Here is a 20,811-nt window from a genome sequence, read left to right as displayed (position 1 = left end):
GTGACATGTTAATCTTTTTCCAGCTTATGGCTTAACCGCCAGAATTTTGAGTGAGATATGTCAGCGCAGGATCATACCAATACCTCGCAACAGCCTGAGTGCTATCAATACCAGGAGGTTAGCGACAATCAAAATACCGGGCAGTTTCCCCTCGCTGCAGAAACCGCCCTGGCCATTAGCTATAACGGCATCAGCCATGCGGTGATGATGGTATCACCCGGCGATGTAGAGGATTTTGTACTGGGTTTTAGCCTGAGTAATGGCATTATTGATGTCGCCACACAGATTCACGACATGGTTGTTAGCGAATCGGATGGGGCCTGCCTGGCAGATGTTACCTTAAGCAATAAAGCGCTGTGGACTCTTAAGCAAAGCCGCAGGCAACTGGCTGGCACCAGCAGCTGTGGTATCTGCGGCGTGGCAGCCCTTGAGCAAGCTTTGCCAGCCTTAAATCCACTGACACCGGCACCTTTACCGGCTCCGGAACTGTTTCTGGCCCTGCGCAGCAAAATCACCGCAGTGCAGCAACAAGCCCGTAGCAGCGGCGCTATGCATGCAGCACTCTATTTAGATAGCGATGGACATATTCAGCTGTGCCGTGAAGATATTGGTCGGCACAACGCCCTGGATAAATTAATTGGCGCACTACTGAGCAAACAGCTTAATCCGCATACCGGCATGGTGGTGCTCACCAGTCGCGGCAGCCTGGAGCTGGTGCAGAAGGCCGTGCGTGCTAAGGTTGGCACCCTGGTTACCTTAGCAGCCCCTACGGCCTTAAGCGTAGATTGGGCGAGGCGTTACAACCTGAATCTGCTGCATCTGCCACGGCAAAGTGCGCCCAGGCTGTATAGTCCAGCAAATGACAAATAAAGTGGGATGGGCGAAAGGTGAGAGCTGTCACCGCCCTGCTCTACCTTATAATATGGCTGCGGCGATTTGCTTATCCGCTTTGGCCTTTTCCAGTTTGATTGCAATAAATTTTGAGGTAGGCGTATAAGAGCCATCGCCATAGCTTTCCAGCGGTACCAGGGGATTAGTTTCGGGATAATAGGCGGCGGCCTGTCCGCCAGGCGTGTCATATTCCACCAGTTCAAAGCCGCTGATGCGCCGCTCCAGGCCATCTTCCCATAATGAAATAATGTCGACCTTATCACCGGCGGCAAAACCCAGGCGCTGAATATCCAGCTTGTTGACAAACAGCACTTCGCGCAGCCCAAAAACGCCGCGATAGCGATCATCCAGGCCATATAAGGTGGTGTTGTACTGGTCATGCGAACGCAGGGTTTGCAGGATCAGATCAGGCTTTTCGCCGCTGGCCAGGATCTTTTCATTTAGCAGTTGTGTGGGTAATGGGCCGCAGGCAAATTGTGCCTTACCACTGGCAGTGCGCCAGCGTCGCTGTGCCGCAGCATTGCCCAGATAAAAGCCGCCGGGCTGTTGCAACCTGACATTAAAGTCGGTAAAGCCGGGAATGGTATCGGCAATCAGTTCGCGGATACGACCATAATCGGCAATCAGATCATCCCAGTCCACCGGCTGATTGCCTAGCGTGGCTTTTGCAATGCCCGCCACTATGGCAGGCTCAGAGCGCAGGGCATCTGAACAAGGCGGCAACTGCCCATAGGACAAATGCACCATGGAAAAGGTGTCTTCCACAGTAATGCCTTGCTTGCCTTTGACCTGCACATCTTCTTCACTGCGGCCCAAACAAGGCAAAATCAACGCGTCTTTGCCCAAAGTTAAGTGTGACCGATTGAGCTTAGTGCTGATATGTACGGTTAACTCGCAGTTTTGCAATGCTGCATGGGTACGCGGCGTATCGGGAGTTGCCTGGGCAAAATTACCGCCAAGGCCAATAAAGACTTTGGCCTGTTTGCCTTCCATGGCCTGTATGGCTTGCACGGTATTATGGCCCCGGCTACGTGGTACCTGAAAGGCAAAACGCTGTTCAATGGCATCCAGAAACCAGGCTGGCGGTACTTCATTAATCCCCATAGTGCGATCGCCCTGCACATTGCTGTGCCCGCGCACGGGTGACAATCCCGCCCCAGGTTTGCCAACATTGCCTCGCAGTAATTGCAAATTAACGATTTCCTGCACGGTGGCAACGGAATGCTTGTGCTGGGTAATGCCCATGGCCCAGCACATAATCACCTTATCGGCCCGTCGATACATGCTGGCCGCCAGCTCAATATCAGCCTTAGCAAGCCCCGACTGCTCAACAATCTGCTGCCAGGATGTGTTGTCCACTTCGGCTAAGTAAGCGTCCAGTCCCTGGGTATGGGCCTGGATAAAGTCATGGTCAAATACCGGTGCCAGGCCCTGCGTCTGGGCTTCGCGTTCCCACTGCAGTAAAAATTTGGCCATACCGCGCAGGGCCGCCATATCACCGCCTAGTGCCGGGCAAAAATACGCGGTATTGGTGGGCTGCGAACCATTGCTAAGCATCTCAAAAGGATGCTGTGGATGCTGAAAACGCTGCAACCCGCGTTCTTTCAGTGGATTAAAACACACTACCTGAGCGCCACGTGCTACCGCTTCGCGCAGTGGTTCGAGCATGCGCGGGTGGTTCGTGCCGGGGTTTTGGCCAATTACAAAAATGGCATCGGCCTTGGCAAAATCCTCAAACACCACCGTGCCCTTCCCCACCCCTATGGTGCTGACCATGCCCTGGGCACTGGCTTCGTGGCACATATTGGAGCAATCCGGGAAATTGTTGGTGCCAAAGGCACGCACAAACAGCTGATACAAATAGGCCGCTTCATTGCTGGCGCGGCCCGAAGTATAAAACTCGGCCTGATTGGGCGACTCCAGGCCATTCAGATGTCGGGCAATCAAGGCAAACGCTTCATCCCAGCTGGTTTCTACATAGTGATCGGTCAGGGCGTCATAGCGCATCGGGTGGGTAATACGGCCCTGATATTCCAGCCAATAGTCGCTGTGCTTGCGCAATTGCGTGACGCTGTATTGACTGAAAAAGCTTGGCGTGACCAAACGCCCGCTTGACTCCCAGTTGACCGCCTTGGCGCCGTTTTCACAAAACTTAATTTTGTGCTGATCTGGCGACTCTCCCCAGGCACAGCCCGGGCAGTCAAAACCTTGGTCCTGATTGGTTCTGAGCATAGCACGCAGATTTTTCAGTGGTTTTTCACTGCTGATCCAAGCCTTAGTCACACTCTTCAGTGCACCCCAGCCCGCCGCCGGGCCCGAGTAGGGCTTGATATTTTTACTGTTACTCATGGCAGATTCCAGACCGGGAACGGCAAACACTCGGTTAGCTTACGTCGCGGCTGCCATATTCACAACAATCCATGTCGAGTATTGGCCCCCTTGGGCCAGGAAGCCGCCGAAAAATGCACAACCTGGTACACAGTACCAATACTCCAACTCAAATTATGTACTTGCAGGTTTTGTTATCGAGCAGGTGTCTGGTATGTCTTATGCCGACTTTATTGATCAGGAAATTTTCAGGCCTCTGGGTATGTACAACAGTGGCTATGGTTATGATGCGCCGAATCAGCAATTTGCGCTAGGGTATGGTGATGGCAAGCCAGCACCAATGCTGAATATGAGTGTTCCTTATGCCGCTGGTGCACTGCCTCCACCGTAGAAGATTTGTTTATCTGGCATAATGCCCTACGCCAGCGATGGCTAATCTCAGACCAATCGGCCGAACAAATGTACACTCCGGCTTTAGCCGGTTATGCCCTTGGCTGGAACATCAGCTACAACGTCAATGGCGATCAATTCCACCAGCATGGCGGCGGTATTGAAGGCTTTAGCACCTATATATTGCGCAGTGAATCCATCGATTATGTGGTGGTGGTGTTGTCCAATGAAGAGGATTTTCCCAGTGGTCATCTGGCTAATAAGATCACATCCATGGTGCTGTCCGCCAAATAAGATAACAAGCTGACTATTGGCAGGTCGTGTCGTCATGGGTAAGCTTAGCGGCCCATGTATTCTAGGAGGCTCTATGTCACAACCTGCCAAAATCGGCATTCTGACCGTCAGCGATCGCGCCAGCCGTGGCCAGTACGAAGACTTGTCCGGTCCCGCCATTATCGACACGCTGAACGACTACTTAACCAGCACATGGGAGCCGGTGTATCGTCTGGTAGAAGATGAACAGCCCCTGATTGAACAGGCGCTGAAAGCCTTGGTAGATACAGACGGCTGCGCCCTGGTGGTGACGACAGGCGGTACCGGGCCTGCTAAGCGGGATGTCACTCCGGAAGCAACCGAAGCGGTATGCGATCGTATGATGCCCGGCTTTGGCGAACTGATGCGAATGGAAAGCCTGAAATATGTGCCGACGGCTATCTTGTCGCGCCAGACTGCCGGCTTGCGGGGGCAATCATTAATTATCAACCTGCCCGGTAAGCCAAAGGCGATCCGCCAATGCCTGGACGCCGTGTTCCCGGCCGTGCCCTATTGTCTTGATTTGATGGAGGGTCCTGACTTGCAGTGCAATGAATCGGTTATCAAAGCGTTTCGGCCCAAGGCTAAATAACCTACATCGGAATTATAAACGGGCGGCCATCGGTACTGGCTTAATCAAGCCCCTTGTTACATTTTTATATGTCTTTGGCCTTGGCAGTCGGTGGTGTTGCCAATAGACTGTCGGGCCAAAAAAATCATAACAACAAACGATGAAAATCAATCTCTCCTTGTCTCTTGTCTGTCTGACCGGCTTGCTGTCGGCCTGCAGCAGCAATTACATTACCCGTATCACTGCGGATACTCCGGTGGCTAAATTGCTGGAAGACGGCCGCTACGGCAATCTGTATCCGGGTGACAAGACCTACCCGGTCACCTGCCAGGAAAACTGTTATCCGCCCCACCCTGATGTGCAATGTGAAACATCCGCAGAACATTGCCAGTACATCGGTGCGCAAACACCGCCAGAGCTGAACAGCGGTTTTACTGTACGCTGGTTGGGCCATGCCAGTTTTGTGATCCAGGCACCGGATGGTCAGCAGATTCTACTGGACCCGGTCAGCAAGCAGTTCGACTGGCCGGTAGACTGGGCCGCTGACTGGTTTGCCGATACCCATCGTGAACCTGGCTTGTGGCTGGAGGGTGAGCAGTTAGCCAAGACCAGCGCGGTGCTGTATTCGCACTTGCATTATGATCACTTTAACAAGGCGGATATTGCCGAGATTGGCAATCAGGCTGAGTATTTTGTCGGGCTGGGCAGTGGCGACTACTTTGACCAGGGCGGCTACAAGATAAACGAGATGGACTGGTATGCCAGTAAATCGCTGGGCGAGCTGACCATTCACTCGGTACCTGCCCATCATTTTAACGGCCGAATCTGGGTACCCTTTATATACGATGATAATGAAAAGGCCTTGTGGAGCGCCTGGCTTTTAGAGTATCAGGGTAAGACCTTATTTTTTGCTGGTGATACAGGTTATTCGGCGCATTTTAACGATATCCACCAGCGTTTTGGTGATATTGATATCTGTTTGATCCCCATCGCGTCCTATCATCACGAAGAGCACAGCAAGTGGTATCGCTATGTGCATACCACGCCAGAGGATGCCCTGACCGCAGCCGCCGAACTAAACTGCAAGGTCATGATCCCCTGGGGTTATGGCAATGCCAGTTGGGGCATGGGGGATCTCAGCTCCCATTCAGCCCTGTTACGATTGCTGGCTATGTACCCGCGCTTAAACTCAGAGGTGCCTTTACTTATCTTAAATGAAGGCGACGAGGTGGCATTATGAGTGACAGTAGCAAGCGAATTCAGGCCATTGAACCTATGTACGAGCAAGCCCGGCAGGCCGCCGGGCGTGCCTATGCGCCTTACAGCCAGTTCCCTGTTGGCGCCGCACTTAAGCTGAAAGACGGTACAATGTTGCAGGGTTGCAATGTAGAAAACGCCAGCTTTGGCCTGTGTAACTGCGCCGAACGTACGGTAATCTTCAGCGCCATTGCCCAGGGTAAGCTGGCCTGCGACTTTGACAGTCTGCTGATTTATATGCCGGGCGATTCTCTTTATTCCCCTTGCGGCGCCTGCCGCCAGGTTATTGTAGAGTTTTTTGCCGCAGACGCGCTGATTTATGCCACCTGTGACACAGAACAGATGAAAGTATGGCGGGTGGATGCATTACTACCCGGAGTATTTAAACTACCCTGATCCAGCGCAAAGGATCCCCCTAAAGAGATATTGTCCACAGGCTTGCTTGCTTTTACACTAAGGTCAGTTTTGCCAATCTGGACAGGCACTTGTTAAAACGCCGCACTCAAACCTGGTTAATGCCGCTGTTGCTGTTGATGTTTATCTTCAACAACCTCAGCCTGGCGTTTGCGGCGTCTCAACACCTGGCCCAGGCCCTGGCATACAGTGATAACGATAAAGTCTTGATCTGTACCGGGCGTGATATGAAGTGGGTATCGATGTCCGCTTCCTGGCAAGCGGGCACGTTTGTGTTCGTCGATGCACCAAAAGATCTTCCGCAGGAACTCAAAACCCTAAAATGTGGCGACTTGTTTGCCCAGGATCTCAAGACATGCGGAGTTAGCCATGCGCTCACCATCGCCCAGTTAAGCTACCCCGACCTGCTTAACCCGCGTCTCGCTACGCCATATTTACAAGCCCAGTACGCCAAAGCTCTGTCCCGCGCCCCGCCCGCCGTTTGATTCCCTAATTAACAACAAATAGACATTTATGGGTCACAGGTGACTCGCCGTGCCCCTATAGCAAACGGAATCAATACAATGAACAAACACACTGCTTTTCGAGCCAGTGCCCTGAGCCTGGCTTTGCTTAGTGCATTTAGCTATGCCGACAACACCGCGCAGCAGCAAGACAACGCTGTTGAAACTATTGTCGTCAACGGTGAAGCCTTAAGCCTGCCTAATCAGGTGATTACCGATGCCAAGCAACCTCGTCAGCCATTACCTGCCCATGATGGCGCCGATTATCTGAAAACCATCCCCGGCTTTTCCATGGTGCGTAAAGGTGGCGCCAGTGGCGATCCGGTATTTCGCGGCATGGCGGCGTCGCGTTTAACCATCTTAAATGACGGTAACTTACTCTTTGGTGGCTGCAGCAGCCGCATGGACCCGCCCACCGCCTATTTATCCCCACAGAGCTTTGATCAAATCCGGGTAATTAAAGGGCCGCAATCGGTGTTGCATTTGCCCGCTAACGCTACCGTGCTGTTTGAACGAAACAGCTATCAGCTAAGCGAAAGTGGCTTTAAAACCGACACCAGCCTGACCCTGGCCAGTGCCGGACGGCAGGAGCTGAATACCGACTTAAGCTTGGGTAATCAGCGTGGTTTTGTCAGAGTGAATGCGGCTAAGGCCAAGGCGGATAATTATCAAGACGGTGACGGTAACGAAGTTAACAGCCATTACGACAGGTGGAGCGCTAACGCCGAGCTTGCCTGGACAGCGGATGCCGATAGCTTGCTGATGCTCAGCCTGGGGAGCAGTGACGGAGAAGCCGCCTATGCGGATCGCAGCATGGATGGATCGCTGTTTGACCGCCGTCAGGTCAGTTTGAAAGGCCGCAAAGACAATCTTGCCGACTGGTTGCCCCGCCTGGAGGGCCAGTTGTACTTTAACCATGTTGATCATGTGATGGATAACTACAGTCTGCGCGATTTTATTCCCAGTATGATGATGCCAACTCCTGCCGCCATGAACCCGGACCGCTATAACCGCGGCGGCCGTATTCAGGCTGATCTGGCCTTGGGCAAACTGCAGGCTAAAGTGGGCGTCGATGCCAGTCAGAATACCCATCGCAACCGCATGAGCATGAACCAGCCAATGATGCCTTTTGAGGATATGCCTTATCTGGAAGATGGTCGCTTTGAACAGTGGGGCCTGTTTAGCGAATTGAGCTATGCCTACTCAGACAGCCTAAGCCTGCACGGCGGTGTGCGAGTGGATGACTGGCAAGCCGAAGACAGTCGCAAGAGTTTGCGTAAAAGCATGATGATGACCATACCGAACCCCAGCTTCGGGCAAAAACGTTCTGAGACCCTGACCAGCGGGTTTGTGCGCCTGGAGCAGCAAAGTGATCATCAGACCTGGTATGCCGGTATTGGCCGGGCGGCACGCTTCCCCGACTACTGGGAACTATTGGGTAATAATCGCGGCGGTGAAGATAGCGCCTCAGCTTTTGCTACCGATGCTGAGATTACCCATCAGTTGGACATAGGCTGGATCCGTCACTGGCAGGACCTGCGACTGAGTTTGTCCGGTTACTATGCCGATATCAGCGATTTCATATTGCTCGACAAGCATAATCCAATGCTGCCGGAAACCGTGCGCAATATCGACGCTCACACATTCGGGGGCGAAGCCAGCCTGACCTGGCAGGCCACCACGCAGTGGCGTGTAGAATCAAGTCTGGCGGTTAGCCGCGGTAGCAACGATAGCGACGATCTGCCACTTGCTCAGCAACCACCTGTGGAGCTGCGTTTAAGTACTGCCTATCAATGGCAGGACTGGCAGTTTGGCGCCCTGTGGCGCCTGGTGCAAAGCCAGGATAAGGTAGCACAAAATCAGGGCACCATAGTGGGGCTGGACACCCTTCCTACCGCAGGCTTTGGCATTTTGTCAGCCAATGCCATGTGGTCACCGGATAATCAATGGCAAATCAGTCTAGGGATAGACAATCTGCTGGATAGGCAATATCAGGAATATCTGAGTAAAAGTGCCGCCGATATCCCCGGGTATATTGTCAGTGGTCGGGTAAATGAGCCAGGCCGTACTTTATGGGCTAAGGTGGATTACCGTTTTTAAAACAGCATTGCATCAATAATCGCCGTGCTGTGGCAGTTAAATCCCGCCACAGCACGTTTTTAGAATTGGCCAGTAAATTCTTCGTTCTGCCAATGCAATACTAGAAGCATAGCGCTTGGTCGTTTTTGTCCGTTTTGGCTTTCAAGCAATTTACCGTTTCAACTACTTGTCGGGCACTCTTCCCGTCCAGCTTAGCCAGGGAAAAGTCAGATTCGGTGCCATACCAAGCTAGAGAGCGTTCAAAGATACTGGCATGTTGAGATTCCAGCGACTGGCTGATCTGAGCCACATTCTGTAATTGATTATCTCTATAAATTATCTGCGGCCCCCCCTCGGGTAACCTATTTTCCAAAGTTTGGTAGGAAGGACGCTGTTCATCAACACAGCCAAGGTTTAAGAGAATTAACAGTATAAGAATTACATTATTCAAAATCTGTCCCCTCTCATTCTGCAGGCCAGAATGTTACGCTAGCCTTTTCATAATGACTGCCGCCTCGGACGGTAAACTCAAACCAAGTTCTTAAACTTGTCAGCCTGGAACCATTCCACAGATCGATGTGATCACCCTGATTGCCAGGGCCATAGTAATTCTTAAAAAAGATGATCCCTTTTTTACCACCAATATTGCTGAATCCAGCACTAGCATCGAACTCTTCATAGCGCTTGAAAGGTGACGCGGAGCTTCTAAGCCAATCACCCAGTTCCTGGGCTCTTAAAATGTGCGATGGATTATGATTGTGCCAACAACGTGCGCCTGTAAAACTGCTAAGATCTACACCGGATTCCGTCAAGCATACACCCATGCGTATTGCACATTGATTTTCAAATGCTCTTTCACCATCAACAATGCACGGTGCATCATCATCAAACCACGATGATTTAATTGTCGGGTGATTGTTCCATAATTCCTCGAATTTCATTTGTAATATTCCTCCTTTGAATATTGGATATTAAAAGTACATTACCTACTGACTCGGTATTTACTGAGCTCAAATATAGCTGTCTAAGCAGGTCAGTTCCATAAACTACTAAAAGAGTTGTATTGGCATCAACGCGTCAACTGGTTACCCTAACCGCAGATTAGTAGAAGGAGTCTTTCATGAGCGAAAACCATAGCAGCCCTTGTGATAACGCATCCACGATGATGCCGGTTGAACAGGCCATCAACCTGATGCTTGCGTCGCTGCGCTGTGAGCAGGCCAAAATGCCAATACAACTGGACGCTGCCTTAGGTGCAATTCTGGCCGACGATATTCTGGCCGCTTTGGCTATTCCTCCCCATGATAACTCTTCCATGGATGGCTACGCCCTGCGTGCAGAAGACTTGCAAGATACAGATAGTCTGCAACTGGTTGGCAGCAGTTTTGCTGGCGCACCTTTTACCGGACAAGTACAAAAGGGCCAAACCGTACGTATTATGACCGGCGCTGTTATCCCAACAGGGGCCGACGCCGTGGTGATGCAGGAACAAACTGAAGCGGATGGCGAGCAAATTCACTTTTTAAGCCAGCCTGTTAAAGGTCAGAACATTCGCAGGCAAGGTGAAGATATTGCCACGGGGCAGATTCTGTTCAGTGCCGGGCACCGATTACGCGCGGTGGATCTGGGACTGCTGGCATCTTTAGGTATTGCCGAAGTGAATGTATATCAGCCGCTCAAAGTGGCATTGATGTCTTCTGGCGATGAACTGGTTGCACCAGGGACAGCGCTGGCCAACGGGCAGATCTACGACAGCAACCGGGCGGTACTGCGGGCACAGTTGCAGCAACTGGGTATTGATGTACTGGACCTAGGTATTGTCCCGGACAGCAAGCAGGCATTGCGGCTGGCCTTAAGTCAGGCCGCGGCTGAGTGTGATGCGCTGATCAGCTCTGGTGGTGTGTCGGTGGGTGAAGCGGATTTTACCAAAGAGATCCTGGCTGAGCTGGGCGAAATAGGTTTCTGGAAACTGGCGATAAAACCGGGCAAACCTTTTGCTTTTGGCAATCTCGGTGGCTGTGTGTTTTTTGGCCTGCCCGGTAACCCGGTCTCAGCTTATGTCACCTTTGATTATCTGGTTCGTCCGGCTTTGGCGGTGATGGCAGGGCAAGAACGGCAAAACTTTAGGCAGTTTAGCGCTGAAACCATTGTCAGCTTAAAAAAGCGCCCAGGCCGCATGGATCTTCAGCGCGGCATTTACTGGCAGAACGAAGACGGCCAGTTACAGGTGAAAAGTACCGGCAATCAGGGTTCCGGGGTGCTGACCAGTATTGGCCAGGCCAATTGCTATATTGTGCTTGAACAGGAGCGCGGCAACGTAGAGCCAGGGGAACGGGTACACATCCAACCCTTTTAGCCTGTGGGTCAAATTTTAATTCGACAGATTTGCCGTCATCAGTTTTGACTTACGGCTATTTTGTCGCAATTAATTGCGACCCACAGTTCCAATGATCTGCTTGCTTGCTTGCTGGCTGACGGCTGGCATAGCACGCGGCGTTACACCACCTTTGAATAACGCTGCTGGCCCTGCTGCAGATAAGCGTCAAAGCAAGCGCAAATACTGCGCACCCAAAAACGGCCATTAGGCAATACCTGCAGATGCTGGTCTGTAGCGCTGACCAGGCCGTCCTGGATAAAGGGTTGTAGGGCTTGTGCCGCATCGGCAAAGTGTGCCCAAAAGTCAGCCAACTGCCACGTTTGACTAAACGCAGCAATATCCAGGTGAAAGTGACAAATAAGCTGACTGATCAGCGCAGCTCTTAATTTGTCCTCCTGACTCAGAGCAAAACCTTTGTCCAGCGGCAGACGCTGAGCGTCGAGGGCCTGGTAATAAGCTGGCAGTTCTTTGGCATTTTGCCAGAGCACCCCATTTACCTGGCTGATGGACGAGACTCCCAAGCCAATCAAGGCATCCTGTCCATGGGTGGTATAACCCTGGAAATTGCGCTGCAAGCGCCCTTGCTGTTGCGCTTTCGCCAGCGCATCGTCGGGTTTGGCAAAATGATCCATACCAATAAACTGATAACCGGCTGCGTTGAATGCCTCAATAGCCTGCTGCAAAAGTGTCAGCTTGGTTACTGAATCTGGCAGACTGTGTGCTGGGATTTTACGCTGCGCGGCAAAACGGGCTGGCAAGTGCGCATAACTGAACAAAGAAATGCGATCCGGACTTAATCTGACAATCTCCGCCAGCGTCTGGGCAAAACTGTCGGGATGCTGAAACGGCAAGCCATAGACCAGATCCAGATTCACTGAGGCAAAACCCAGTTCCCGGCATAGCGCCACCTGATGCTGAATCAGCTCTGTGGCCTGTACCCGATTGATGGCAATCTGCACTTTATTGTCCAGATCCTGCACACCAAAACTCACCCGGTTGAATCCCAGGGCTTTGAGGTGACGAAGTTTATCGTCACTGCAGGAGCGCGGGTCAATCTCAATGCTCAGTTCCACATCTTGTGCGATAGAAAAGTGCTGATGCAGTGCTGAGACTAAGCGGCTTAACTGCGCTTCGGTCAGAAAGGTTGGCGTGCCGCCGCCTAAGTGAATCTGATGTATGCCTTTACCGCCCAGCTTACCCTGATATATGGCCATTTCCGCTTCCAGCGCATCCAGATAACGGTCAGCCTTATGCTGATGACGGGTAATCACCTTATTACAACCGCAGTAGTAACAAAGCTGATGACAAAATGGAATATGAATATACAGGCTCAGATCAGCACGGCAGCCATCCAATGCAAGTTGCACTGTGGCCGGGTCAAAGTCGCTACTGAGTGCCAGCGCGGTGGGATAAGAGGTATAACGTGGTCCGTTGATATTGTATTTGGCAATAAGTTTGGGATCCCAGCCTGGCATGGTATTTCTCTGTCATCAGCAATACAGCCAGTGTATCGGTGCACAGATGCAGTGGTATTGATCTAACACAATTCTGCTGGCCTTTTAGGTAAAAACTGGCGGCCTGGCCTGTATATTTTTACCTTATCTATCAGGTCATTGTGCACATCGAACGTGATGCTTATCAGTGGCCGGATGATCCGCTACTATTGCGGCCCTTTTCACTTACTACAGGATGTATGTTTTGTCTCAGTCCGATATCAATCAGGCTACGGCCGATGCCCTCAATCATCAGCGAAAAGTTCCTTTGGATAATCAGGAACTTCGTAAAACCGGCTTTTGGCTGAACCAGATCTTTATGATTGTCTCCACCATTGTTGGGGTTTACCTGGCGGCTCAAAGTGGTTTGCAGCAAGCCCTGACGTTCGATACGTATAGCAAGATGGAAGACAACTATTATCTGCGCATGTCTTTGTACGATGAATTGCAGGACAATGTTCGGGATGTGGAAAAGTATGCCACCGAGGTGTTGGCCAAAAGCCCGGCGCTGCAAATTATTAAAGACAGTCGCCCGCCCATGGACTTGTATGTCTGGGAAACCATGCGTTTTCATCCTTCGACCCTGGAAACACCCAGTGAGATCCTCACCGAAGTCAGACGCTTTTACAGCCAGTCCCGGGTACTGATGGACAAGGTAGAAAAGCGCAGTCTGGGTTCGGCCTATGGTGCAGAACAGCTACTGAAGCTCAGCAGCCACATTCAACAACAGGTGCTCCCTGCCCTGGCTGGCAGCGCGACTGAACTTAAGCAGGCGCTGGCAGAAGAAGGGGTAAACATCGGTGGGTTAAAGGAGCTTAGTCATGCCCATTAAGCCTTGTCCAAAATGTCAGCACCAGATGCTGACCCCGACCACCTATGGCAGCGACGAAATCGACGTTTGTCAGGCCTGCGGTGGATTATGGTTTGAAAAAGATGAAGTTAATCGCATGATTGATGAACTTCACCCCGACAGCCCATTGGATAATTATCAGCAATATTTTGGTGAAAAGCTGGGCGACAGTGAGTTGGATTGCCCTGACTGTAAACGGCAATTGCAGCGTTATCATTTACTGGCTGACTATCACACCGAAATCGATCATTGCCATCATTGTGACGGTAGTTGGGTCGACCGCGAAGAACTACAGGGTGTGCAGCAAAGCCCGGCACTGCGCAGCGCACTGGCCGAGCTGAACCAGAAAATTAACTGGAAAACCTATCTGTTCCAGTTTCTTTCGCAAATGCCGGTGGAATACAACCTGAAAAGTAAAAGCCGCCCTTGGGTTAACTGGACCCTGATTGCGCTGAACGTGCTGATATTCGCCGGCTACTTTTTCGATGAAGGCCGTTTTATCTGGGTATTCAGCCACCTGGCTGCGGTGCCCAACGAAGTACTGGCCGGCCAGCAAAGCTGGACGCTGCTGACCTGTATTTTCCTGCACGGCTCGGTGCTGCACCTGCTGGGCAATATGTACTTTTTATACGTGGTTGGCGACAACCTGGAAGAGGCGCTTGGTCACTGGCGGTATCTGGGCTTGTACCTGCTGTGCGGCATTGCCGCCAGTCTGGCCGGCGCGTTATTGCGTAGCAGCAGCGATATTCCGTCGGTAGGTGCCAGCGGGGCGATTGCTGCGCTGTTTGGTATGTATCTGCTGTGGTTTCGTCATGCCAGTCTGACCTTTATGATTGTGGTCTACCAGAAAAAGCTGTCTGCGCCCTGGTTTTTCGGTATCTGGCTGGCCTTTAATCTGTTTGGCATGCTGATTGGGCAGTCCGAAGTTGATTATGGCGCGCATATTGGAGGCTTTGTCGTTGGTTTGTTGATTGGCGGGTGGTTAAAGACAAAAATTCTGCGCGACAATCCACTGATTGACCTGCTGAATCGCCAGGAAGCGGTGATTCGACGTTAAATATTTTCAGGCCGGTGCAGACCGGCCTTCTCCTTTCCTTGGCGCTGATCCATATCAATCCATGTATGGCCAGAGCGTGATAACGTTAAAAAATCGCGCTACATTTGAGCATTCAACAAGGAATAAACATATGGCCACCATCAGTTTTCTCGGCGCAGCACAGGAAGTGACCGGCAGCTGTCATTTACTCGAATCGGATAGTTTCGGTCGCATTCTACTGGACTGTGGCATGCATCAGGGCGGCGATATTATTGAGCGCCTGGAGTCTGATGACTTTCATTTCAATCCACAAACCATCAATGCGGTGATTTTGTCCCATGCGCATCTGGACCACTCAGGTTTGTTACCCAGGCTGGTGCATCAGGGGTTTGACGGCCCGATTTTCTGTACCAAGGCCACGGTGGACTTGCTCAGGATCATGCTAAAGGACTCAGCCGGGCTGTATGAGCGGGATCTGGAACGGGAAAATCTCAGGCGCAAGCGCCAGGGCAAAAAACTACTCAAGCCCCAGTATCGCCTGCAGGATGTAGAGCAAGCCATACACCAGTGTGAAGGTCTGGATTATCTGCAAAGCAGGCAATTGACTCAGGATGCCGCGTTTACCCTGCATGATGCCGGGCACATTCTTGGCTCTGCCATTGTTGAGCTGAACTTCAAGGAGCGTGGTCGCGATAAATGTCTGGTTTTCAGCGGGGATTTAGGTAAACGCAATGCGGTACTGATGAACGACCCCAGCTATCTGAAACATGCCGATATGGTACTGATGGAAAGCACCTACGGCGATCGCGAACACCGCAACGAAACCGACACCCTTGCGCAGTTGCAAAATATTCTGGCCGAGACCTGGCAGCGTGGCGGCAACGTGATGATCCCCTCCTTCGCGGTTGGGCGCACCCAGGAACTGTTGTTCTATCTGGGTTGCTTGCATCAGCAGGGCAAATTGGATAACTGGCAAATCTTTCTCGACAGCCCAATGGCCATCGAAGTGACCAGGGTGTATGAAAAATGGGTGGCGCTGTTATCAGAAGAAGATACTGCGCACCTGCAGTTAGATCACCGCAAACCGCTGGAAGATTTTCTGCCCAATTTGTTTATGGCGGTCACGCCAGAAGACTCCATGGCTATCAATAAAGTGGCCAGGGGCGCCATTGTTATTGCCGGCAGCGGTATGTGTAACGGTGGCCGTATCCGCCATCATTTTAAGCAGCGTATCTGGAATAAAAACAACACCCTAATATTTGTGGGTTTTCAGGCCCGTGGCACCCTGGGGCGTATTTTGGTAGACGGAGCCAAGCACATCAAACTCTTCGGTGAACCCTATCTGGTTAAGGCCCGCATAGAGACTCTGGGGGGCTTTTCCGCCCATGCCGGTCAATCTGGTTTAGTTAAATGGATTGGTCAGTTCAAACCTCAGCCCAAAGTAATTCTGGTGCATGGTGAGCCACAGGCCCAGCAGGCCCTGGCGCAACGACTCTGGCAAGAACAGACCTTAGCGGTTGAGATGCCGTCACAACATCAATCCATGGTGTTTTAGGAAAACCAAACATGCAGTTATTAGGTGCGCTGGGACTCTTCTTGCTGGGCATGTGGCTGATGACCGAAGGCTTAAAAATAGCTGGTGGTAAAGCCCTGGAACATATGCTGGGAAAATGGATCAGCAGTCGCTGGCGCGGCTTTGTGGCCGGGGTGGTGGTAACCGGGCTGGTGCAATCTTCCAGTGCTGTGACGGTTGCCACCATTGGATTTGTCAATGCTGGCCTGATGAGTTTTGCCCAGTCGGTGTGGGTGATTTTCGGCAGCAACGTCGGCACCACCCTTACCGCCTGGTTGGTAACGCTCATCGGCTTTAAGCTGGATATGGCTGCATTCACCTACCCCCTTATCGGCATTGGTGCGCTCCTTAAGGTGTTTTCGCCAAAGGTACGGGGACAATCCCTGGGTATGGCGCTGGCAGGCTTTGGCCTACTGTTTATGGGCATCAGTGCGCTGCAAAGCAGCTTTTCCGCCGTACAGTTTGACCCCGCCAGCCTGACCCAATGGATAAACAGCCCTTTACTGGTGGGCCTGGGGTTGGGGGTGATTCTTACCATCCTAACGCAATCATCCAGCGCCGCCATTGCGATAATCTTAACGGCATCGGCGTCAGGCATGGGCGACTGGGAATTAGCCGCAGCGGCAGTGATTGGTGCCAATATCGGTACAACTTCCACGGCGTTACTTGCCAGTTTGGGCGCCTCAGCAGGAGCTAAACGCCTGGTTATGGCCCATGTACTGTTTAATCTGCTGACCGGACTGGTGGCGTTGTGTCTGCTTCCGCTGCTGACCTGGGGGCTGGCAGACTGGTTGGGCACGGCCAGTCATATGCCATTGTTTCTGGCCCTTTTTCACAGTGGCTTTAACTTACTGGGCGTAATGCTGATGTTACCGGTGGAGCCGAAAATGTCCGCCTGGCTATTAAGCCGTTTTCGTCGGGTTAACCGCTATACCCAATTGGATACCAACCTGGCAGCCATACCCGATTTGGCCCTGGGCGCGGTGCAAAGAGAGACAGCCTTGCTGCGATTAGCCATTCTCGAATTGCCGCAAGCACAACAAACAGACGTCAAACTGGACAGGTTGCAGGGCCGGGTGGATGAGATCCGCGAATTTATCAGCAAAGCCAGCCGCAACCCGCTTACCGAGCAACAAGGACAAGATTTTGAGCAGGCCATGGCTGACCTGCATGGCTTTTCGTCTGCCCTTGAAGCGTATCTGGATTTTATTGCACAGGCCGATGCCTTGACCGCCACGCCTTTTGCAGAAGATGTGCAGGACTGGCTTGCACAGGTACAGCATTTTGCTGACTTGCAACGCCAGATGAGCGAAGGGTTGGATACGCCCTGGCAGGCATTAAATCAGAGCTATAAACAACTGCGTCACCGTCTGATTCGCATCAGTATGAGCCAGCATCTGGATGCCGCCATACTGGAAAAAGCCCTGCAGGGCCTGAGCGCCTGTCTGCGCTGCCAGCGCCGCATTCTGGAGAGTGGCCAGCATCCGCCAATATTGGCAAGCTAACAGTCGTTACTTTTAAGCCACTCGTTTAACAGCTTAATCTGTCCACAGCGATAGGCGGCATAGGTTATGCGTAACGCATTATTCAGCAATTCACCGTCTGTCCAGCCACTTTTCTCCGACAGTTCCTTGTAACACTGCATGCCTTTGGGAGTCACATAGCCACGTACTTCTTTGTTACCTTTGGCGCGCTGCCTTTCACGAAAGCGCTTCTGTTTATCTGCGTTGGGGTTACTGCTGTTTGGCATGATGAAACTTTTGTGAACAGGTCCTGCCAACAGTATCTGATATTCAGGTTTGTGGGTAAACTCCAATCATGAATGAAAAATTCGGCTAAATCTTACTGTTCAGAGTTGTTTAGCGTACGACTGTTCGCTAAATTAAGCCGCTGATTTTGCACCAACCTTCAAGAGAATTATGACAAGCAGAAAAAACAGTTTCTCCAGAGAAGACCTGCTGGCCTGTAGCCGTGGCGAACTATTCGGACCAGGTAACAGCCAGCTCCCCGCTCCAAACATGTTGATGATGGACAGAATCGTCAGTATAGGTGAGGAAGGTGGTGCCTTCGACAAGGGTCATATTGTGGCCGAACTGGATATCTCGCCGGACCTGTGGTTCTTTGACTGCCACTTCCCTGGCGACCCGGTTATGCCTGGCTGTCTGGGGCTGGATGCCATGTGGCAGTTAGTAGGCTTTTTCCTGGGGTGGTCTGATGGCCCCGGCAAAGGCCGGGCATTGGGAGTGGGTGAAGTCAAATTTACCGGGCAAATTTTGCCTACCGCAAAAAAAGTGACTTACCGTATTGATATGAAACGCGTCATCAAGCGTAAGCTGTTTATGGGATTGGCGGACGGCTGTGTTGAAGTCGATGGCCGTAAGATATATGAAGCAAAAGACTTAAAAGTTGGCCTGTTTCAGGATACCAGTAACTTCTAAGGCCCCTGCTTTACTAAAACGTCAAAAGCCCCGTCTGGGGCTTTTTTTATCTGGTTGAGGCCGTGCTAAACGGCAAAGTTAAACCATGTCAGCGATTCGCCAACCCAGTACTTCTATCTTCCTGAGCCGCTCGCCAACCCCCTAACCATTGGGAACGGGAATCTGTAGTTTGATAAGGACAATTTTCTTTGGAACGACCTGAGATGCCGGCTTGATAACCCTTTGCATGGGCACGGGAAAGTTTATCTCTCTTCTGTCTTTTCATTAGATACCTCATCCGTAATTTAACAATGTGATCTTGCGACCACTTGTATGTGATATCGAATTCGGCCTGATGGTTCAACCATACTTAGTGCACTCATCCACTTGAAATTTTTAAGCGCATGAAATCAGTTGAAATTTTTCTTACATCATTTTGTCATATTAAGAAGATATTCTGACCTGTCTTGCATAAAGGCCTGTCTGCGGGCAGCTCGGGGGAGCATCAAGTGAAAAGCCTTGAGCGAGAATGTCTGGCAGGAACACAGTGCCAGTACAACAGACTGCGCATTCAATGAGCCATTAACGCCCATTGAATGCACTAAATCAGCATTAACGTCTGCGGATCAGACCACCCAACCCAAGCAGACCTAGCATCCACCAGCCAAAGCTGGCGCCCTGACGCTCAATCTTATCGTCATCTGAACTGCAGTCATCGATATTGCCGCCCGGAATAGGCACCAGTTTCACCGCTACCGCGGCTTCTTCCATAATCTGGTTACCGGCATCGTCCAGCAAGGGTTCACCGACAATATCCAGCTTTGCGCGCTTGTATAAGGCGGTGGCAGCAATTTCACCATTTTCGTTAATGGCATTGCCCTGTACCAGAGTATAAGGACTGTCACAGGCGACTAAATCATTCAGATTGCGGAACTGATTATCGTTCAGATCATATAAAAACGCAGCTCGGCGGCGGTTGGCGCTGCCAATCGTAGTTTCAACTTCACCGTCACCTACCACCAAGCCGGCATCGTTAATATCTCTGGCGACACTGGATGAACCCGGAAAGAAGTCATCCGGGTATTCCAGAGTTTGTTCATCCAGGTCATACACAAAGAATTTGGTGCGCTGAAAACCATTCACTAACTTCAGGGTCTGGCCTACCACCTGATTGTGGTTATTAATCGCAGCAGCCCAACTTAGATAAGGATTATCGCGTAGGGTTTGATTAGTGTAACCTTCGTTATTGGCAAAAACAGTGGTTTTACCGTCCGCAAACACGGCGGCAAAGCCGCGAGTGGCATCATTGTTTTGCGGGTAGCGATCAAAACTGGTGCCAACGGCAATACCAGCGTTATTTACATCCACCGCCCGGGATGGGTAAAAATTGGGGTCATCTTCTGCGGGAGTAAAAGGAAGATCAAAGGTTTTGCTATCCAGCATATTACCCTGATTATCCAGTTTCCATAGTGTTGCCTTGTTCATATAACCAATGCTTCTGGCATTGCTGTAACAATACTCCACTGGTACATCCGGACGTTTTTCATCGTCATCGCAGTTTGCAATGGCGGTGTCCATGCCCTCGGGCTTATCTACCGAGCTAATCCCCGCCACCCATAGATTATCAGAAACCCCCAGCGCTTCGCTGTAGCCGCCTAATGTCACTTCCTGCGGTACCAGTGCGACGGTCTGACCGTTAATCCTGACAAAACCACGACTGGCAAAGTCACGAATAAGATAGGTGAGCTCGTCATCGGATTCATTGGTGTAGGCTAATTTCAGGTAAGGCGCAGAACTGGTCCCCACCACTACGCCGTCTGTATTAACCTTGCCTGGCGAAACGGTGACACTATTAGTTAAATCACCCAGATCACTGTCTGTGACATCAAAACCAGTGAGTTTTTCACTGCCGTCGTTATCTGACAGATAAGCAACATACCGGGCAATTCTTTGAACCAACGGGCTGCTATCGGCCTGGCTGTTGACGTAAGCAAACAAAACCGCCAGGTCTTTCTTGCTGATAACACCATTTTTCACATCATCAGGTGATTCAAGCAGATTGCTTAGTGCTTCGTTATTGTCCAGATCCAGCAAACTGATATCAATCAATGGGCTGTAAGGCGTATCCAACGTCAGCAATACATCCCCATCGCCGCTTATCCCGCTGGCAAAAGTGTATTGCCCCTTGTCGGTGGCATCCAGCGGCACAACCTGGTAGCTGGCGGCAAAAGCGCCGGAAGCGAAAATAGCCAGACTCAAGGCGGAAAGTGGCAATAAGCTGTTTTTATTCATCTGAAATCCTGTTTTACTTCAAGCACTT

21 protein-coding genes are annotated in these 20,811 nt (G+C 51.3%); 14 read left to right on the top strand and 7 right to left on the bottom strand.

Annotated elements, in window-relative coordinates; genetic code table 11:
- The first annotated feature begins 57 nt into the window (after positions 1 to 57).
- Positions 58 to 870 (top strand): formate dehydrogenase accessory sulfurtransferase FdhD, encoded by an 813-nt coding sequence (gene fdhD / locus CSR04_RS06330; protein WP_102795399.1) that lies wholly within the window; start codon positions 58 to 60, stop codon positions 868 to 870.
- Between the two features lie 45 nt (positions 871 to 915).
- Here the strand turns inward: fdhD and CSR04_RS06325 are convergent, their stop codons facing one another.
- Positions 916 to 3,240, bottom strand: a complete 2,325-nt coding sequence (locus CSR04_RS06325) for an FdhF/YdeP family oxidoreductase (protein WP_102795398.1) — start codon at positions 3,238 to 3,240, stop codon at positions 916 to 918.
- Between CSR04_RS06325 and CSR04_RS25365 the strand changes: the two genes are divergently transcribed.
- The 7 genes from CSR04_RS25365 (at position 3,239) to CSR04_RS06290 (ending at position 8,766) form a co-directional block, all read left to right on the top strand.
- Positions 3,239 to 3,610, top strand: a complete 372-nt coding sequence (locus CSR04_RS25365) for a serine hydrolase domain-containing protein (RefSeq protein WP_102795397.1) — start codon at positions 3,239 to 3,241, stop codon at positions 3,608 to 3,610. The genes CSR04_RS06325 and CSR04_RS25365 overlap by 2 nt on opposite strands.
- 5 nt (positions 3,611 to 3,615) lie before the next feature.
- Entirely contained in the window at positions 3,616 to 3,903 is a 288-nt protein-coding gene (locus CSR04_RS25360) for a serine hydrolase domain-containing protein (protein ID WP_146027111.1), read from the top strand.
- A gap of 73 nt (positions 3,904 to 3,976) precedes the next feature.
- Entirely contained in the window at positions 3,977 to 4,513 is a 537-nt protein-coding gene (gene mog, locus CSR04_RS06310; RefSeq protein WP_102795395.1) for a molybdopterin adenylyltransferase, read from the top strand.
- A gap of 139 nt (positions 4,514 to 4,652) precedes the next feature.
- Positions 4,653 to 5,732 carry an MBL fold metallo-hydrolase gene (locus CSR04_RS06305; RefSeq protein WP_102795394.1) on the top strand — a complete coding sequence of 360 codons (1,080 nt, stop codon included), beginning with the start codon at positions 4,653 to 4,655 and terminating at the stop codon, positions 5,730 to 5,732.
- Positions 5,729 to 6,145 (top strand): cytidine deaminase, encoded by a 417-nt coding sequence (locus CSR04_RS06300; protein WP_102795393.1) that lies wholly within the window; start codon positions 5,729 to 5,731, stop codon positions 6,143 to 6,145. The genes CSR04_RS06305 and CSR04_RS06300 overlap by 4 nt, the downstream gene beginning before the upstream one ends.
- 89 nt (positions 6,146 to 6,234) lie before the next feature.
- Positions 6,235 to 6,648, top strand: a complete 414-nt coding sequence (locus tag CSR04_RS06295; protein WP_146027110.1) for a hypothetical protein — start codon at positions 6,235 to 6,237, stop codon at positions 6,646 to 6,648.
- Between the two features lie 78 nt (positions 6,649 to 6,726).
- Positions 6,727 to 8,766 (top strand): TonB-dependent copper receptor, encoded by a 2,040-nt coding sequence (locus CSR04_RS06290; protein WP_102795391.1) that lies wholly within the window; start codon positions 6,727 to 6,729, stop codon positions 8,764 to 8,766.
- 100 nt (positions 8,767 to 8,866) lie between these two features.
- On the opposite strand, the gene CSR04_RS06285 is transcribed toward CSR04_RS06290, so the two are convergent.
- Positions 8,867 to 9,196 carry a hypothetical protein gene (locus CSR04_RS06285; protein ID WP_102795390.1) on the bottom strand — a complete coding sequence of 110 codons (330 nt, stop codon included), beginning with the start codon at positions 9,194 to 9,196 and terminating at the stop codon, positions 8,867 to 8,869.
- Positions 9,197 to 9,209: 13 nt separating this feature from the next.
- Positions 9,210 to 9,686 carry a type VI secretion system amidase effector protein Tae4 gene (locus CSR04_RS06280; RefSeq protein ID WP_102795389.1) on the bottom strand — a complete coding sequence of 159 codons (477 nt, stop codon included), beginning with the start codon at positions 9,684 to 9,686 and terminating at the stop codon, positions 9,210 to 9,212.
- Between the two features lie 179 nt (positions 9,687 to 9,865).
- On the opposite strand from CSR04_RS06280, the gene moeA reads away from it, so the two are divergent.
- A complete protein-coding gene (gene moeA, locus CSR04_RS06275; RefSeq protein WP_102795388.1) occupies positions 9,866 to 11,101 on the top strand; it encodes a molybdopterin molybdotransferase MoeA in 1,236 nt (411 codons plus the stop codon).
- Between the two features lie 140 nt (positions 11,102 to 11,241).
- Here the strand turns inward: moeA and hemN are convergent, their stop codons facing one another.
- Positions 11,242 to 12,597 (bottom strand): oxygen-independent coproporphyrinogen III oxidase, encoded by a 1,356-nt coding sequence (hemN, locus tag CSR04_RS06270; protein WP_102795387.1) that lies wholly within the window; start codon positions 12,595 to 12,597, stop codon positions 11,242 to 11,244.
- Positions 12,598 to 12,820: 223 nt separating this feature from the next.
- Here hemN and CSR04_RS06265 point away from each other — a divergent pair, with 223 nt between their 5' ends.
- The 4 genes from CSR04_RS06265 to CSR04_RS06250 all read left to right on the top strand — a co-directional run bounded on the left by CSR04_RS06265 (position 12,821) and on the right by CSR04_RS06250 (position 17,579).
- Complete coding sequence (locus CSR04_RS06265) at positions 12,821 to 13,447, top strand: hypothetical protein (protein WP_245921399.1); 627 nt, start codon at positions 12,821 to 12,823, stop codon at positions 13,445 to 13,447.
- Positions 13,437 to 14,522 carry a rhomboid family intramembrane serine protease gene (locus CSR04_RS06260; protein ID WP_102795386.1) on the top strand — a complete coding sequence of 362 codons (1,086 nt, stop codon included), beginning with the start codon at positions 13,437 to 13,439 and terminating at the stop codon, positions 14,520 to 14,522. Before CSR04_RS06265 ends, CSR04_RS06260 begins: the two co-directional genes overlap by 11 nt.
- Positions 14,523 to 14,652: 130 nt before the next feature.
- On the top strand, positions 14,653 to 16,056 hold the full coding sequence (locus tag CSR04_RS06255; RefSeq protein WP_102795385.1) for an MBL fold metallo-hydrolase RNA specificity domain-containing protein: 1,404 nt from the start codon (positions 14,653 to 14,655) through the stop codon (positions 16,054 to 16,056).
- An 11-nt stretch (positions 16,057 to 16,067) separates the two neighbouring features.
- Entirely contained in the window at positions 16,068 to 17,579 is a 1,512-nt protein-coding gene (locus tag CSR04_RS06250) for a Na/Pi cotransporter family protein (protein WP_102795384.1), read from the top strand.
- On the opposite strand, the gene CSR04_RS06245 is transcribed toward CSR04_RS06250, so the two are convergent.
- Entirely contained in the window at positions 17,576 to 17,824 is a 249-nt protein-coding gene (locus tag CSR04_RS06245; RefSeq protein ID WP_102795509.1) for a hypothetical protein, read from the bottom strand. The two genes, CSR04_RS06250 and CSR04_RS06245, sit on opposite strands and share 4 nt — an antisense overlap.
- A 169-nt stretch (positions 17,825 to 17,993) precedes the next feature.
- Here CSR04_RS06245 and fabA point away from each other — a divergent pair, with 169 nt between their 5' ends.
- The gene (fabA, locus tag CSR04_RS06240; protein ID WP_102795383.1) at positions 17,994 to 18,512 is read left to right on the top strand and encodes a 3-hydroxyacyl-[acyl-carrier-protein] dehydratase FabA; all 519 of its coding nucleotides are present in this window, start codon (positions 17,994 to 17,996) and stop codon (positions 18,510 to 18,512) included.
- 88 nt (positions 18,513 to 18,600) lie between these two features.
- Here the strand turns inward: fabA and rmf are convergent, their stop codons facing one another.
- Together rmf and CSR04_RS06230 are read right to left on the bottom strand one after the other, a co-directional pair.
- Complete coding sequence (gene rmf, locus CSR04_RS06235) at positions 18,601 to 18,777, bottom strand: ribosome modulation factor (protein ID WP_102795508.1); 177 nt, start codon at positions 18,775 to 18,777, stop codon at positions 18,601 to 18,603.
- Between the two features lie 326 nt (positions 18,778 to 19,103).
- Positions 19,104 to 20,783, bottom strand: coding sequence for a DUF3466 family protein (locus CSR04_RS06230; protein WP_102795382.1), 1,680 nt, complete (start codon positions 20,781 to 20,783; stop codon positions 19,104 to 19,106).
- Positions 20,784 to 20,811: the final 28 nt, after the last annotated feature.

Origin of the sequence: Bowmanella denitrificans (genome assembly GCF_002887595.1) — a bacterium.
GTDB classification, from domain to species: domain Bacteria; phylum Pseudomonadota; class Gammaproteobacteria; order Enterobacterales; family Alteromonadaceae; genus Bowmanella; species Bowmanella denitrificans.
Note: the sequence above shows the minus strand (reverse complement) of the source record. Positions and strands in the feature narration are given on the sequence as shown.

What these genes read in the sequence shown, in the direction of transcription:
- CSR04_RS06280 (WP_102795389.1), bottom strand. Translation starts at nt 9,686, where the DNA reads ATGAAATTCGAGGAATTATGGAACAATCACCCGACAATTAAATCATCG.
- CSR04_RS25365 (WP_102795397.1), top strand. Translation starts at nt 3,239, where the DNA reads ATGGCAGATTCCAGACCGGGAACGGCAAACACTCGGTTAGCTTACGTC.
- CSR04_RS06245 (WP_102795509.1), bottom strand. Translation starts at nt 17,824, where the DNA reads ATGCCAAACAGCAGTAACCCCAACGCAGATAAACAGAAGCGCTTTCGT.
- CSR04_RS06250 (WP_102795384.1), top strand. Translation starts at nt 16,068, where the DNA reads ATGCAGTTATTAGGTGCGCTGGGACTCTTCTTGCTGGGCATGTGGCTG.
- CSR04_RS06305 (WP_102795394.1), top strand. Translation starts at nt 4,653, where the DNA reads ATGAAAATCAATCTCTCCTTGTCTCTTGTCTGTCTGACCGGCTTGCTG.
- CSR04_RS06325 (WP_102795398.1), bottom strand. Translation starts at nt 3,240, where the DNA reads ATGAGTAACAGTAAAAATATCAAGCCCTACTCGGGCCCGGCGGCGGGC.
- mog (WP_102795395.1), top strand. Translation starts at nt 3,977, where the DNA reads ATGTCACAACCTGCCAAAATCGGCATTCTGACCGTCAGCGATCGCGCC.
- fdhD (WP_102795399.1), top strand. Translation starts at nt 58, where the DNA reads ATGTCAGCGCAGGATCATACCAATACCTCGCAACAGCCTGAGTGCTAT.
- CSR04_RS06260 (WP_102795386.1), top strand. Translation starts at nt 13,437, where the DNA reads ATGCCCATTAAGCCTTGTCCAAAATGTCAGCACCAGATGCTGACCCCG.
- hemN (WP_102795387.1), bottom strand. Translation starts at nt 12,597, where the DNA reads ATGCCAGGCTGGGATCCCAAACTTATTGCCAAATACAATATCAACGGA.
- rmf (WP_102795508.1), bottom strand. Translation starts at nt 18,777, where the DNA reads ATGAAAAGACAGAAGAGAGATAAACTTTCCCGTGCCCATGCAAAGGGT.
- CSR04_RS06230 (WP_102795382.1), bottom strand. Translation starts at nt 20,783, where the DNA reads ATGAATAAAAACAGCTTATTGCCACTTTCCGCCTTGAGTCTGGCTATT.
- CSR04_RS06300 (WP_102795393.1), top strand. Translation starts at nt 5,729, where the DNA reads ATGAGTGACAGTAGCAAGCGAATTCAGGCCATTGAACCTATGTACGAG.
- CSR04_RS06290 (WP_102795391.1), top strand. Translation starts at nt 6,727, where the DNA reads ATGAACAAACACACTGCTTTTCGAGCCAGTGCCCTGAGCCTGGCTTTG.
- CSR04_RS06255 (WP_102795385.1), top strand. Translation starts at nt 14,653, where the DNA reads ATGGCCACCATCAGTTTTCTCGGCGCAGCACAGGAAGTGACCGGCAGC.
- fabA (WP_102795383.1), top strand. Translation starts at nt 17,994, where the DNA reads ATGACAAGCAGAAAAAACAGTTTCTCCAGAGAAGACCTGCTGGCCTGT.
- moeA (WP_102795388.1), top strand. Translation starts at nt 9,866, where the DNA reads ATGAGCGAAAACCATAGCAGCCCTTGTGATAACGCATCCACGATGATG.